This is a genomic window from Streptomyces sp. NPDC056061 (assembly GCF_042266885.1).
Lineage (GTDB): Bacteria > Actinomycetota > Actinomycetes > Streptomycetales > Streptomycetaceae > Streptomyces.
In genome coordinates this window covers 354,992-368,526 of sequence record NZ_JBHJWQ010000004.1, presented here as the reverse complement: position 1 = coordinate 368,526, position 13,535 = coordinate 354,992, and the positions used below count along the sequence as shown (strand labels likewise).

Annotated in this window: 11 protein-coding genes and 5 pseudogenes; 3 read left to right on the top strand and 13 right to left on the bottom strand. The window is 70.8% G+C overall.

Features of this window, described 5'->3' with window-relative positions; genetic code table 11:
• Positions 1–331: 331 nt before the first annotated feature.
• Positions 332–489: pseudogene (locus ACFC79_RS09770) on the top strand (transposase); the annotation flags it as partial.
• A 214-nt stretch (positions 490–703) separates the two neighbouring features.
• Here the strand turns inward: ACFC79_RS09770 and ACFC79_RS09765 are convergent.
• The 6 genes and pseudogenes from ACFC79_RS09765 to ACFC79_RS09740 form a co-directional block, all read right to left on the bottom strand.
• Positions 704–1,033, bottom strand: a complete 330-nt coding sequence (locus tag ACFC79_RS09765; protein ID WP_327334040.1) for a MazG-like family protein — start codon at positions 1,031–1,033, stop codon at positions 704–706.
• A gap of 30 nt (positions 1,034–1,063) precedes the next feature.
• A complete protein-coding gene (locus ACFC79_RS09760; protein ID WP_376237401.1) occupies positions 1,064–2,386 on the bottom strand; it encodes a UDP-glucose dehydrogenase family protein in 1,323 nt (440 codons plus the stop codon).
• 107 nt (positions 2,387–2,493) lie between these two features.
• A pseudogene (locus tag ACFC79_RS09755) lies at positions 2,494–3,724 on the bottom strand (hypothetical protein).
• A gap of 97 nt (positions 3,725–3,821) precedes the next feature.
• Positions 3,822–4,031: a hypothetical protein gene (locus ACFC79_RS09750; protein WP_376237399.1), complete on the bottom strand. Its 210-nt coding sequence runs from the start codon at positions 4,029–4,031 to the stop codon at positions 3,822–3,824.
• Entirely contained in the window at positions 4,028–4,351 is a 324-nt protein-coding gene (locus ACFC79_RS09745) for a hypothetical protein (RefSeq protein ID WP_376237396.1), read from the bottom strand. The genes ACFC79_RS09750 and ACFC79_RS09745 overlap by 4 nt, the downstream gene beginning before the upstream one ends.
• 178 nt (positions 4,352–4,529) lie before the next feature.
• Entirely contained in the window at positions 4,530–5,759 is a 1,230-nt protein-coding gene (locus ACFC79_RS09740; protein ID WP_376237393.1) for a helix-turn-helix domain-containing protein, read from the bottom strand.
• A 163-nt stretch (positions 5,760–5,922) separates the two neighbouring features.
• Between ACFC79_RS09740 and ACFC79_RS09735 the strand changes: the two are divergent.
• Positions 5,923–6,451 (top strand): annotated as a pseudogene (locus tag ACFC79_RS09735) (DUF1932 domain-containing protein); the annotation flags it as partial.
• Positions 6,452–6,787: 336 nt separating this feature from the next.
• Here ACFC79_RS09735 and ACFC79_RS09730 read toward each other — a convergent pair.
• From ACFC79_RS09730 to ACFC79_RS09700, 7 genes and pseudogenes are all read right to left on the bottom strand, one after another.
• Positions 6,788–7,264: pseudogene (locus ACFC79_RS09730) on the bottom strand (Scr1 family TA system antitoxin-like transcriptional regulator); the annotation flags it as partial.
• Between the two features lie 261 nt (positions 7,265–7,525).
• Positions 7,526–8,911: a UDP-glucose dehydrogenase family protein gene (locus ACFC79_RS09725; protein ID WP_376237548.1), complete on the bottom strand. Its 1,386-nt coding sequence runs from the start codon at positions 8,909–8,911 to the stop codon at positions 7,526–7,528.
• A 35-nt stretch (positions 8,912–8,946) separates the two neighbouring features.
• Complete coding sequence (locus tag ACFC79_RS09720; protein WP_376237546.1) at positions 8,947–9,177, bottom strand: hypothetical protein; 231 nt, start codon at positions 9,175–9,177, stop codon at positions 8,947–8,949.
• A 151-nt stretch (positions 9,178–9,328) separates the two neighbouring features.
• Positions 9,329–9,484: pseudogene (locus ACFC79_RS09715) on the bottom strand (hypothetical protein); the annotation flags it as partial.
• 47 nt (positions 9,485–9,531) lie between these two features.
• Complete coding sequence (locus ACFC79_RS09710; protein ID WP_376237391.1) at positions 9,532–11,415, bottom strand: BTAD domain-containing putative transcriptional regulator; 1,884 nt, start codon at positions 11,413–11,415, stop codon at positions 9,532–9,534.
• A gap of 4 nt (positions 11,416–11,419) precedes the next feature.
• Positions 11,420–11,614 (bottom strand): hypothetical protein, encoded by a 195-nt coding sequence (locus ACFC79_RS09705; RefSeq protein ID WP_376237389.1) that lies wholly within the window; start codon positions 11,612–11,614, stop codon positions 11,420–11,422.
• A gap of 402 nt (positions 11,615–12,016) precedes the next feature.
• Positions 12,017–12,364, bottom strand: a complete 348-nt coding sequence (locus ACFC79_RS09700; protein WP_376237387.1) for a hypothetical protein — start codon at positions 12,362–12,364, stop codon at positions 12,017–12,019.
• Positions 12,365–12,456: 92 nt separating this feature from the next.
• Here ACFC79_RS09700 and ACFC79_RS09695 point away from each other — a divergent pair, with 92 nt between their 5' ends.
• Positions 12,457–13,461, top strand: coding sequence for a LuxR C-terminal-related transcriptional regulator (locus tag ACFC79_RS09695; RefSeq protein WP_376237385.1), 1,005 nt, complete (start codon positions 12,457–12,459; stop codon positions 13,459–13,461).
• Positions 13,462–13,535: the final 74 nt, after the last annotated feature.

Below are 13,535 nucleotides of genomic sequence, written 5' to 3'. Positions count from 1 at the left end.
CTGCCGCGTTCACCCCTTTTCTCCGCATCGTCGCAGAAGCCGGGAGGTGCGGCAGGGGAACCACGGTCGAGGGAGGGGCGGGGCCGACGAGGGCGGCAGCAGCCCGAGCGCCTGCGCGTTCCGCGTGCCCGGCAGGGTCGCCCGGGACGGCCGGGCCCCTGGGGCGGCGGACCGGCGGCGCGGGCGGGCCCGTTCGGGTGAGGCGAGGGAGCGTGGCCGGGCGCGGCCGGGCGGGGGCCGGTTCGGGGCCCGGCGGGGGCGGTTCGGGGTGAAAATCGCCCGCCCCGTCCCGGAAGGAACAGGGGACGGGGCGGGGCGGAGGTCGGACGGCGTGGGCACCTACCGCTGGGTCGTGGAACGCGCCTTCGCCCGGCTCCACGGTTTCAAACGCCTCCGCACCCGCTGGTAACGCCGAGCCGACGTCCACGAGGCCTCAAGCTCGCCTGTTGCCTGATCACCCACCGACAGATCAACTCATTGTGTTACTAGCCGTTGTTAGTTCTAGAGTTTGGGCTATTCGCATAGATTTGGGCTATTCGCATAGATGTTGACAGAGCAGTTCGATCGACGTCATGCCCTCTCCTGCGGGTGGGCATGATCAGGCGTCCGTACCCTGGTCGGCAACTCGGGCATGCTGCGATCCCGCCCGGATCCATCGTCGGCCGCACCTGGTGGCTGCGGCCGACGATGGATCCGGAGATTGTCAGGCCGCAGCAGCGGCCTCTCGCCCCCTTCGCGTCCGACGGTGGAGGATCTCGTCGAAGGTGGCGCGGGCGCCCGTGGGGTCGATGTAGTGCATCGCCAGGAGGGCTGCAATGACGGCGCCGACCAGGTCGTTCTGGACCTCGGACCAGGTGTGGTCGTCGCCGCAGGTGGTGAGGCCCTTCAGGCCGTGAAGGGCGTGCATGGCCTCGCCGGCTTCCTCGGCGACCTTGCCGACCTGGAGTGCCTTGAGCTCCTCGTCGGGGAGATGGGCGCCTGCTGCTCGGCAGACGGCGGAAAGCTTCTCGATGTTGTCCCACAGGGTGTCCACGTCGGACCTCCGATCGATGGATGGGTTCGGCTATTCCTGTGCGGGCCGTCCGAGCTGGCGTACGGTCCATCCGGCCATGCGCCAGGCGTCGGCGTCGATGAGGTTGCGGAGGTCGACGAGGACCTGGTCCGCTACCAGAGGGGCGAGTGCCTTGGGATCGGCCTCGCGGAAGTGGGGCCATTCGGTGGCCAGGACGATCAACTCGGCTGCCGCAAGGGAGCCTTCGAGGTTTTCGCAGTAGTCGAGTTCGGGGTGGCGGCGCAGTGCTGTGGGCACGGCGTGCGGGTCGTGGACGGTGACGGTCGCGCCGCGCTGGTGCATGAGCGCGGCGATCGCCAGGGCCGGGGATTCGCGGACGTCGTCGGTACCGGCCTTGAAGGAAGCACCCCAGACGGTGACGCGTACGCCGTCGACGGGACGGCCGAGCGTCTGCTCGATGAGCCTCAGCGCGGCGGTGGGGCGGGATTCATTGACCTCCTCGGCGGATCGCAGAAGAGTGGCCGCTTCGGCGGCTCCGAGGGTGCGGGCGGAGGCGGTGAAGGCGCGGACGTCCTTCGGGAGGCAGCCGCCGCCGTATCCGGGGCCGGCGTTCAGGCCGCCGCGGCCGATGCGAGGGTCCAGGCCGATGGCCTCGGTGAGCTGCTGGACGTCGGCTCCGGCGGCGGTACACATATCGGCGACGCCGTTGATGAAGGAGATCTTCATGCCGAGGTAGGCGTTGGCGGCGCCCTTGATGAGTTCGGCGGTGGCGGGATCGGTGACGAACAGCGGGATGCCGTTCGCCAGGAGGGGTGCGTAGACCTCACGTACCGCGTCCTCGGCGCGGGCCGACGGCACGCCCACGACGATGCGGTCGGGGCGCAGGGTGTCGTCGATGGCGTGGCCCTCGCGCAGGAACTCGGGATTCCAGACGACCTCCACGTCGTCACCTGCCGGGGAGAGCCGGGCGAGGAGAGCACCGAGGTCGCGGGAGGTGCCGACGGTGACCGTGGACTTGCCGACGATGACGGTCGGGCGGGTCAGGTGCGGGGCGAGGGCGCGGGCTGCGCCGAAGACCTGTCCGGTGTCGTAGCTCCGTCCGTCCGCGTCGATCGGCGTACCCACGGCGAGGAAGTGGATGTCGGCGAACTCGGCCGCCTCTGCAAGGCTGGTGGTGAACCGCAGCCGTCCAGTGGCGGTGTGTGCGCTGAGGAGTTCGGGCAGGCCGTCCTCGTAGATGGGGCACTCGCCGGCGTTGAGGCGGTCGATCTTCGCCCGGTCCAGGTCCACGCCGATGACCTCGTGGCCGATCTCGGCCATGGCAGCGGCGTGGGGGATGCCCAGGTGACCACAACCGATGACGGATACGCGCATGGGGCCGACGCTCCTTTCCTTGCCTCTCGCCCGCCCGGGAAGTCAGGGCCGGCCGGGTGCGTCACGCTAGCGCCAACACCCGGCAGGGCCCTCTTCGTGCAGGTGGATCAACCAGCCTGCTGCTTCAGCAGGTTGACGAGTGCGGGCAGCGCCTCGGCGGCGGTTGCCCGGCACACCAGGTCGCCGTCCTGGGGCCCTTCCAGCGGGTACGGCATGAACTGGCCGTCGCGCCAGAAACCCTCCGGGTCCAGGTAGACGACCTGCATGCCACGAGCGCGGGCGCGGGCCTGGACCTTGCGGCGGTCGGCGTGCAGGCCGACGACGAGAAGGGCCTTGGCACCGTCGACCCACTCGACATCGGGTACGGCCTGGTCGTACCGGCGCATGAAGCACTCGTCGAGCCCGGCGCGCGCGGCGAGCACGTCGAAGTTGTTGGTGATGACCGGACCGACGAGGTGCCCGGCGTCCTTCAGTTCCTTCAGCGCCCACATGGCGGGGGTCGGCTCGGCCAGGAAGCAGGCGCGGAACATCTCCACGAATTCCGCAGTCTTCTCCTCCGGCTCCGTCAGAACCTCGTGGAGGAGCGTGTCCGCTGTCGGGGAGAGGGTGAAGCGGTGCTCCCGAGGCTCGTGGCCCTGGCGGTCGGTGACCCGGTAGATCTCGTGGAGCCGGTGCAGGGGCGGAATACCCGCCTCGACCGACGTACCGCATCCGATCTCCACCTGGAACGGCAACAGGTGCGAGGACGGACAGGTCCGGGACGCGGGTCGGCGTACCGGGGCGGTCCTTGCACCGGATTCCGGTGGAGAGCACGTTCCACGGCAGCTGCCGGACAGTGGGCGGCGGTGCGTAGGACACCGAGGCGATCTGTACGTCCAGGCTCCGGTAGCCGACGGGGAGGGTGCGGCCCGCAGCGGCGTCCTGGGGGTGGACGTCGTGCTCGGTGATGCGGCACTTCAGATCCCGCCGTGTCCATAAGAATCCGCCGGGGGCCTCTTTCCAGCCGCCGGTGGCGAGCGAGTCCCACAGGGCGTCGTGGTGCGCGTCGATCTCGTCCGCTGGAGCGGTAGCGGAGTGGTAGAGGTACAGGTCGGTCAAGCCGATGGCCGGCGCGGCGGTGGTGGGGACCAGGCCGTACCGGTAGCGGTAGTGGATGATCCGCCGCCGGGCGTCGTCGGCAGCCGTCCAGCCGCTCTGTTCGGCCGTGGCCTTCTCCTGCGTGCGGCGCCAGATGCCCTCCTCGATGTAGCGGGGGCGGTCGGCGTCACCGAAGTAGGTTTTCCAGACCTGCTGTTGGTCGGGGGTGAGCTGGTCGATGACGATGTACGGGATGTCCACGATCTCTCCCTGAAGAATCACGCCTGGATGTTCCGGGTGCATGGCAGGCTCCGATGGCCGGGAACGTGGGGTGAACGACCCGGAAAGCGGAGCGGAGTCAGTGATCGGAGGGCGGGCTCGCGTCCAGTGCAACGGCGGAGGGCTGGTGACTGAGGCCGTTGAGGAGCGGGGCGGCCTGCTCACGCAGTGCCCAGGCCGGGCCCACCAGCCCGGCGACGGCCAGAAGCGTGAGCGCGATGCCTCCGCCTTCGGGGCGTACGAAGCGCGGCGCGGCCTTTCGGGCGTGGCGTCGCCGAGACCCGGTCACGGGGTACCGCCGAGGGCACGTTCGTGCGCGTCGACGAGGCGGCTGGTCTGCTGGTGCAGCCACTCCAGCTCGACAGAGGTGAGGATGAGTGCGCCATCAAGGGTCGAGCCGTCATCCAGGTGGAACTCGATGGGAACCGATCCCTGCCGGGCACGCGGGTCGTAGACCGCGTCCCGTCCGGCCAAGATGGTGGCGTGGGTGGCCTTCACCGGTACGGGACTGAGCGTCGTCCCGTCGGCGGGCGCGGACCACGGGGCCCCGCCCCTGGGCGGACGCAGGTGGTACGTCGTAGCGGAGCCCTCACCGGGGAGGGCGACCACGACCCCGACTCGGTCATCGCGAGCGCTGTCCGTGGCGAGGTCGCCGAGCCGTGGAACGAACGGTGCTGCCGTACCTAACCCGGCTCCCTGCGAGGGAAGATGAGAAGAACGTCGTCGCGTCATGTCCCGAAATTAGGGACAGGACAGCCCTCGAATATGAGCCGGAGGAATACGACCCCTATCCGTCCAGGTGAAAGCGGTCGGACATGTGCCGCAGCTTCTCCCTCGTGGCTGCTCGTTCCGCGTAGACGATGCTGCGAAGCGTTGAACGGGCGATGGGGTGGTTGCGTACGAGCTGCGGCGCGATCCGCTCAGCCGTCTCCAGCTCGGTGAGGGCCTTTGCCCGGTTCCCGTCCCACAGCCAGGCCCGCGCGACGTCCATGTGGTGGTGACCCTGACGTGAGTTGGGCAGTGACCCGACCAAGCTCGGGCTGGTGCGGCGGTTTATCTCCAGAGCTTTGCCCTGCTTGCCCATTTCCAGGGCCACGCTGATCGCGTGGATCTGCACGTTCCCGGCGGAGAACGTCAGCGAATGCCGGTCGTACACCGGTGCGCCGACGTACGCGTCCATGCGTTCGGCGGCGTCCTTCGCGTGTCCGATCCGGTCCTCCGCTTCCGATGGGCGGTTGGCCCGAGCGGCGGAGACAGCCGCCCGAAGCTGAAGCGTGCCCCAGGCCCGCACGGCCAGCTGATCACCATGCTCGTAAGGCTGTTGCACCGAGGCGATCGCCTTGTCCGAGAGGGTCAGAGCGTCGGTCCAGTCAGCCGTCGCCCACATGTCCCAGACGCGCATCCAGTCGGCGACGGCAGGCAAAACCGGATCTCCCGACAACCTGGCTGACCACGCGGCCCGCTCGCACGCCATGGCCACCAGCTCGGGGTGTCCGAGGGCGTGCGCGGCGGTGTGCGCGAACTTGCAGCACACGGCGTAGACGGCGTACGCCTCCTCCCGCTCGTGCCCCTCCGAGTCCTCCGCCAGAGCGCGCGCTTCCCGGAACAGATCCGGGAGAACTCGGAGAATCGCGACGTTGGAGGCGGTGTCCCGCAGGCGGTGCAGCCGGGTCACCTCACGCCATAGCTGTGATGCCGGTCGCGGAACCCCATCGAAGACGGGGACGAGGTCGTAGCGGCGCAGCTCGCGCAGGATCGACGAGGCGGCGATCTGCCACTGGTTGTCGTCGGGGGAGTTGCTGTACGGGCGTCCGATCAGGTCGTTCGGATGGACGTGCAGCTCTGCGGCCACCTGATTGAGCAGCCCGACCCGGTCCAGCTCGATCAGGCCACGCTCCATCTTCGACACCCAGCCCTGAGACTTCCCGAGGGCCGTCGCCAGGTCTGCCTGCGGCATACCCAGCCGCAGCCTCGCCCTGCGAGCGCGCTTGCCGATCTCCTCGGCTTCCTCCAGCATCAGGACACCTCCTGGCCGCCGGACGATCCGGCGCGACCGCCGGTCTGTCCGTACAGAGTTCGTCTCCGGCACGGTACCCATGACGCGGCTCCAGCGTGAGACTCGCTGCCCGGACAGTGGGGGCCACGGCCCCTGTACCGCTGTCCCGTCCTGAACGGCCATGGTCCGCCCCGGCTCCGCAGTCGTCGACCGGTGCCGTTTTCGGCCAGCCGCCAGGCGAGGGGCGTGCGACACGGCTCTATCTCGCAGGGGCCGACTCTGCCGTCGAGCTGGTGGCGTCGCTGTTCACGGACTCTGCCCTGCACGTGTGCCGGGTCGGCGACACACCCGGTTCCGCTTCCGCTCTGAAGATGGCCTTTGCCAGCTACCAGAAGGCCGCTCGCACCCTCGCCGGCGTCGCTCACGCGCTCGCCGACGCCCATGGAGTCGGTGATCAGCTCACAGCCGAAGCCGAGGTCATGGTCTCCACGATCCTCTCCGATCCGGGCTATCTGCCGAGTGTTGCAGCCCGAGCCTGGCGCTGGGCACCCGAGATGGAAGAGGTCGCCGATACTCTTCGCGCGGCTGACCTGCCCACGGACATGGCCGAGGCCACGGCTCGGGTGCTCGCTTACTGGGAGCAGGACAAGGACCGGTACGACCAGCCGGTTGTGCATGCTCTCTCCCAGCTCCGGTCAGGGAGGAGCGCGTAGGCAGGTCCAGGCAACAAACAAGACCCTGGTCTCTGACCAGGGTTTTCATCGTGGAGCGGGTGACGAGATTGAACTCGCTCTCTGGGCTTGGGAATCAGCGATCCTTGAGCGGTCGTTTCGGATTTGACCTGCACGGTTGGCCGAGACGCGTAAGGTCGGGTCGGCCTCCAGGCTCCGTACCTGGCCGCTGTTGTGCGCTCTGCTGTGTACGGATGAGGCACGGGGCTCATCCAACCAACCGGTCTTCTTGTTTATCTGGTTTGGCGGGCTCTGACGGCAGAAATTGGCTGCTGCACAGGACCGAGGGACTTGATGAACTCAGCCAGTCGCATGGCCCTTACTCTGGAAAATCCGCTGGCGAGCCATGCGTGCCGCTACCAAACGGTCGATCTGGTCCTCGGAGTAGGCCGGGCGTCGCTCCGCGTACAGCACCCGTGCAAAGTCCTCGGTCTGAAGCAGTCCATCCACAACACCGTTGGTATACGACCCGATCTCGACCGCCGTCCGCTCCAGGTTCGCCAGGCCCCGGACCTTCTTCGGGTACCGCGCCTCCTCCAGGTCCTTCTTCATCGCGGCGATCTTGCCGCCCGCGCGCAGGACCCGGTCCGCGCCCTCCAGGAACTCCGGCTTGGGGATGCGTGTACCGGACCCGACCTTGTAGACCTGGTTCTCGCCGTAGCCGATCGCGGCGCCCAGTTCCTTCGCCCGCATCCCCGCCGATTCACGCCAGAGCCGGATCTGTCGGCCTACCGCCGCGATCACCGGTCCCGAGCCGTCAACCTGGTCGAATTCCCGCTCGGCGTCCTCCGCCATCTCGTCCGCCGAGCAGTTCTCGCCTTGCTCGTCCGCGTCCACGTCTGTCATACGCCATCCGCCTTCGTTCCGCGCCCGCGCCGTTGCGCGCCCGGCTCCGTACTGGGTGGGCGGGCCCGCGCCACCGCCGGACGGTCACTGCCCGTACCCATTACTTTGCGGTTCAGCGGGCAGCGACGGACGCGCGGTACGGCGCGAACCGGGAAATCACCCAACCGCGTGGCATCGGTCCCGAGTTCGCAGCCGCCCGCCCGGCCCGTCCTACCGGTGGCGCGTCGCGCGGCCCACGCTCATGTACGTGAAGCCCGCGTCCAGCATCGCCGCGGGCTCCAGCAGGTTGCGGCCGTCGAGGAGCAGCGGGGTGCGCATGCGGCGGGCGGCGGCGGACCAGTCGACGTCCACGAGTTCGGGCCACTCGGTGACGAGCACTGCCGCGTCCGCGCGCGAGAGGGCCGACGGCACGTCCGGGTGGCGGGTGGTCGAGCTCCAGGGCTCCACCGGAGCGGGGCGGGCCATCGGGTCCCAGCAGGTCACCTCGGCGCCCTCGGCGAGGAGGCGGGAGGCGATGACGGCACTGGGGGCCTCGCGCATGTCGTCCGTGCCGGGCTTGAACGTGAGGCCGAGCAGGGCCACTCGACGGCCCCTCAGGCCGCCCAGCTCGGACTTGAGCCGCTGGATGGCGCGCCGGGGCTGGAGTTCGTTGACCTCGATGACGGCGTTGAGGAGCTGGAAGGGGTAGCCGGAGTTGCTGGCCATCGCCCGCAGCGCGCGGGAGTCCTTCGGGAAGCAGGAACCGCCGTATCCCAGACCGGCGTTGAGGAAGTGCGGGCCGAGCCGGTGGTCCCGGCCGACCGCGCGGGCGACGTGCTCGATGTCCGCGCCGGTCGCCTCGCACACTGTCGCGATCTCGTTGATGAAGGTGATCTTGGTGGCGAGCAGGGCGTTGGAAGCGAGTTTGACCATCTCGGCCGATGCGACGTCCATGATCTCGACCGGTCCGTCCACCCCCGCGTAGAGCCCCTCCACCCAGCGGGCGGTGGTCTCGTCGGAAGCGCCGATCACCACCCGGTCGGGGCGCAGGAAGTCGTCCACCGCGCTTCCCTCGGCGGTGAATTCGGGGTTCGAGACGTAGCCGACGTGGTGCAGCCCGGCCTCGTCGAGGGCCGCCCGCACCCGGTCCCCGGTGCCGACCGGCACCGTGCTCTTGACCACCACCGCGACCAGGTGCGCGGCGGTGTCCTTGAGCGCCTCGACGACGGCCCAGACCCGGGACAGGTCGGCGTCGCCGGAGGCCGTGGGCGGGGTGTCGACGCACACGTAGACCACTTCGGCGTCCCGGACCGCCTCGCGCACGTCGAGGGTGAACGAGAGCCGCTCCTTGTTCCGGAGGATCAGGTCGCCGAGGCCGGGTTCGAAGAACGGGACGTCGCCGGAGCGCAGCAGGTCGATGCGCTCGGGCAGGATGTCGCGGACGACCACCCGGTGGCCGAGGTCCGCGAAGCAGGCCCCGGTCACCAGGCCGATGTAACCCGCGCCGAACACGGCGATCCGGCGCGGAACGAAAGAAACAGGAACGGAAGGAAGGGATGTGGAAGGGACAGCTTCGGTCGGGACGGGTGTGGTCGGGATGGGTGTGGTGTCAGTCATGGCGGGTGCGTGTCCTTCGGCCGACGCACGGGGCCTCAGCCACGGCGTCGTTGGTTTCTCGGATGGTTGCGGGCGGTGCGTTCGTTGCCGAACTTGTAGGAGCCGGTCCAGCGGGCCATGACGGCCTGTTCGTCGCCGGCGGCCACCTCGTCGACGAACCTGGCGGCGCGGTCGCCGCGCAGGGTGGTGGCCTTCCGGCCGCGGTGCGTGATGACGACCGTGCCGTCGGCGCGGGTCTCGTAACTGAATCCAGAGGGTGCGGGCATGCCGGGACTGTGCCTCATCTCGGTCGGTGCCGCCAGGCGAACGGCGGCGACCGCGTGTCGGTTCGCGGATCGGTCGACGGATCGGTCGACGGGTCGGTCGGCGGGTCGGTCGACGGGTCGGTTCGCGGATCGGTCGACGGGTCGGTCGGCGGGTCGGTCGACGGCTCGGTCGACGGGTCGGTCCACGGGTCGGTCGGCGGGTCGGTCCACGGGTCGTCCGCAGGTCGTCCTCATGCCGGTTCGTGGATCGGCTCGCGGATCGGCCCGCGGTCGGTCGTGGCTCGGGCTCGCGCAACGTGCCCGGCATGCGTCGGTCCGATGACGGGGACGGGCCGGTCCGGGCGGCGGGGTGCGTCAGTTGGCGTGCTCGGCGCGCATCCGGGCGGGGCGCAGCGGCAGTGGCAGCGGGACGCCGCCCTCCTCGCGGGCCAGCAGGTCGCGGGCGAAGCGCCGGACGAGGGGGTGCAGCCGGTAGCCGGGTCTGCCCCCGAGGTCGACCGGTTCGGTCCAGTGCGCCGCGGCGAGCCCGGCGAGGAGGTCCTCGGCCCGTTCCGGACAGACGCCGAGCGCGCGGGCGGTGGCGTCCGGCGGGACGGGGTGCGGTCCCAGCGCCGACTGGAATCGCAGGGCGCGTCGGCTCGGCGGGTCGAGTCGGTGGTAGCCGCCCATCAGGCTCTCGCGCAACGACAGGTCGGCGAGGTCGAGTTCGGCGAGGGTGCGGTGGGGCGCGGCGAGCCGGTCGGCGAGCTTCGCCAGGGGCCACAGCGGTTGGGCGGCGGCCCGCAGTCCGGCGATGCGCAGGGCGAGCGGCAGTCCGGCGCAGGTCTCCACGACGGCTGCCGTGGCCCGGGGTTCGGCGGCGGTGCGGTGGCGGCCCGCGAGTGCCTCGAACAGTTCGTGGGCGTCCGTCGCGGGCAGCGGGCGCAGCGGCGTGCGGCCCACCCCCCGGAGGGCGTGCAGCGCGTTGCGGCTGGTGATCAGGGCCGCGCACCCCTCGGTAACCGGCAGCAGCGGGCGCAGTTGGCGTTCGTCGGCCGCGTCGTCGAGGACGAGGAGCAGGCGCCGGTCGGCGATCCGGGTGCGGTAGGCCCGTACTCGTTCGTCGAGGCCGGTGGGTATCCGGTCGGCGGGTGTGCCGAGCAGCCGGAGCAGTGCGGCGAGCGCGGCGGCGGGGTCGAGCGGCGCAGGTCCGGATCCGCGCAGGTCGAGGTGGACCTGGCCGTCCGGGTAGCAGTGCCTGACCCGGTGCGCGGTCCGCAACGCCACTGCCGTCTTGCCGACGCCGACCATGCCGGTCACGATGTGCGCGGCCGGTTCGCCGCCGTGCGGGCGGTGGTCGCTCAGGGCCGTGCTCAGCCGCATCACCTCCTGGTCGCGCCCCACGAAGTCGGTGGGTGCGGGCGGAAGTTCGGCGGGCGCGGGTACGGCGCCGCCGGATGCGGCGGTGACGGATGCCGTGCCGCGCGCGGGGCGCGGGTGCAGGGACGGGTGCCCGGTGAGCAGCGCCTGGTGCAGCCGCTGGAGCTCGGCGCAGGGGTCCAGTCCGAGTTCCTCGGCGAGCGTGGCGCGGGCGGCCCGGTAGGCGGCCAGCGCGTCTGCCTGTCGTCCGGAGCGGTACAGCGCGGTCATGAGCTTGGCCCGCAGTCCCTCGCGGAGCGGGTGGGCGGCGATGGCCGCGATGAGCTCGGGGATGAGCTCGGTGTGCCGCCCGAGTTCCAGGTCGGCGTCCATCCGCTGTTCGAGCGCGACCAGCCGTTCCTCCTCCAGCCGGACGCGCTCGACGTCGACAAGTGGTTCGCAGACCCCGCCCAGCGCCTCACCCCGCCAGCAGTCGAGGGCGTGGCGCAGGCTGTCGGCCGCGGTCCGCGGATCGCCCGCGTCGAGCGCGGCGGCGCCGCGCGCCGCCCGTTCCCGGAAGGCGAGCAGGTCGACGTGGACGCCGTGCTCCGGCAACCGGACGAGGTAGCCGGGGCGGCGGCGCTCCACGTCGATCCCGGCGCCGAGCAGGCGGCGCACCCGGGAGGCGTACGTGTGGATCTGGGCGGCGCAGGTGGCGGGGGGACGGTCGCCCCACAGCAGTGCGGTGAGTTCGGTGTCGGCGACGACCCGGCCCCGGGCGATCAGCAGGGCGGCCAGGACCGTCCGGGGCTTGGCACCGCCCAGATTGAGGGGGGTGCCGTCACGGTGGGCCTCCACCGGCCCGAGCAGGTTCAGATGCAGGATGTCCGTCGCGGCCACGGGGTCACGGGCCCCAGATGTTGCTGTCCTGACGGTCGTGGCCCTCCGGGAAGTGTCCGCCGGGCGCCTGGCCGACCGCGGTGACCGTCCCGCCGTGGCGCCCGTCGGCGGCCTGGGCGGCGACGCCGGTGTGGACGGCGACGACGGCCAGCGTGGCGGCGAGCAGGGCCTTGCAGGTGGTTGCGTACGGCAGGTTCATCGTGTCCCCCAGGTGTGCACGGGGCCGGTTTCCGGTCCCGTGAGCGATCTCCCTTGCCGGCGCCGCGGGCCCTCGCATGGTCGTACGAAGGGTCCGCCGTGGCGCCTCGCCGTTGTGGCGCGGCACCCTGGCCGGTGGGATCACTGTGGTCGACGGGCAGGGCGCTGCCCAGGGCCCACCGCTGTCAGGGAGTTGCAATGGCAGGACCGTGACAAGCACAGCCAAGCACAGCCAGGCACAGCCAGGCACAGCCAGGCACAGCCAGGCACGGACAGGCACGGACAGGCACGGACAGGTGAGGCCGGGCGGCCCATCCGTGCGGAGCCGGGGGCTCCGTCCGTCGGCCCGCGCGGCGGGCCGGGGGAACCCGGGCGGGGTGCGCCGCCGGTGCCGTCGGTGCGGTCAGCCGTGGTTGCTCTCGTGGGAGAGCAGTTCCACCAGCATGGTCAGCGGGACGGCGGAGCCCCGCACGAAACGGACCGCGCACCGTGACAGGAGGTCGTCCGCGGCCTGTTCCGCGTCGGCCAGGGTGGGTTGGGCGAGGAAGAGCACCGCCGCGTCGGCCGCCGGTGGCTGGGTGTAAATGTGCTCCACCCGGTGGCCGGGACGAACCGCCGCCCGGAGTTGGGCATCTACCTCGGCGGGAGAACGGGGAAGCGGCGGGTCGGCGTGAATGTTCACGAGGTACACGACGATCGCCCCGCAGAAGTCACGGCTGATTCCATGGATCTCGTGTGAACTTTCGGCCATCGAATATGGTGTGGGCTCACATCGGTCGCACAGCCCATCCAGGTGGGTGCTATGTACGGCTTGTGGCGCTTCTGCCTTTGGGGGAGGGATGGATGCTGCGTCAACTGGGCCTCGGTCCGGATGAGGAAGCGGTGTACCGCGCGATGCTCGCGGGCGGTACAGGGGGCGTTTCCGGTCTCGCTGAGCAGTTGGGCTGGACAGAACAACGCTTTCGTGCCGCGCTGGACCGGCTGGCCGCGCTGTCGCTCGTGCGGCCGTCGGCGAACGGCGGTCCGGGCCGGCCCGTGGATCCGGAGCTGGGGCTTACCGCGCTCCTGATGAGCCAGGAGGAGGAGGTCCTCGAACGGCAGCGTCAGATCAGTGCGAGCAAGCTCGCCATGACCCGGATGCTCGCCGACATCCGGGCCTCGGGCGGGCAGATGGCCACCGAGGTGCAGAAACTCGGCACGCTGGACCAGATCCAGTCGAAGATCGAGCATCTCGCGAACACCTGCACCACGGAGGTCGCGGCCTTCGTGCCGGGCGGCGGGCAGAACGCGGAGAGCCTGGCGGCCGCGCGTCCGCTGGACCGGGAGACCACCGGCCGGGGTGTGCGACTGCGGTACGTGTTCCTCGACAGCGCCGCCAATTCGCCGGCGACCCGGGAGTACGTCAACTGGCTCACCGAGCGCGGCGGTCAGGTGCGGACCGTGCCCCGGCTGCCCTCGCGGATGCTCATCTACGACCGCCGCACGGCGATCGTGCCGGTCGACCCGGCCGCCGCCGACCTCGGCGCGCTGGTGCTGCACGGTACGGGGGCGGTCGCCGCGCTGCTGGCGTTCTTCGAGCACACCTGGCATCAGGCCCGGCCGCTCGGCGAAGCCATGGTCCGCGACGACGACGATCCGCTGATGCCCCAGGAACGGACCGTGCTCGAACTGCTCGCCCAGGGAATGACGGACGAGTCGATCGCCCGCCAGCTGGGGGTGTCGGTGCGCACCACCCGGCGCATCACCGCCGACCTGATGCAGCGCCTCGGCGCCCGCAGCCGTTTCGAGGCGGGCGTTCTCGCCGCCGGCCGGGGCTGGCTCGACGTCCCGGGGGTGTCCCGGAAGTGACACCGTCCGTCCGGGCGGCGGCGAGGGGGGCATCCGCCCGGACGGCAGGACCAGGACCGGGACCGGGACCGGGC

Coding starts and splice junctions, on each gene's coding strand:
- ACFC79_RS09705 (WP_376237389.1), bottom strand. CDS start 11,614: ATGAACCTGCCGTACGCAACCACCTGCAAGGCCCTGCTCGCCGCCACG.
- ACFC79_RS09695 (WP_376237385.1), top strand. CDS start 12,457: ATGCTGCGTCAACTGGGCCTCGGTCCGGATGAGGAAGCGGTGTACCGC.
- ACFC79_RS09700 (WP_376237387.1), bottom strand. CDS start 12,364: ATGGCCGAAAGTTCACACGAGATCCATGGAATCAGCCGTGACTTCTGC.
- ACFC79_RS09720 (WP_376237546.1), bottom strand. CDS start 9,177: ATGCCCGCACCCTCTGGATTCAGTTACGAGACCCGCGCCGACGGCACG.
- ACFC79_RS09740 (WP_376237393.1), bottom strand. CDS start 5,759: ATGCTGGAGGAAGCCGAGGAGATCGGCAAGCGCGCTCGCAGGGCGAGG.
- ACFC79_RS09760 (WP_376237401.1), bottom strand. CDS start 2,386: ATGCGCGTATCCGTCATCGGTTGTGGTCACCTGGGCATCCCCCACGCC.
- ACFC79_RS09725 (WP_376237548.1), bottom strand. CDS start 8,911: ATGACTGACACCACACCCATCCCGACCACACCCGTCCCGACCGAAGCT.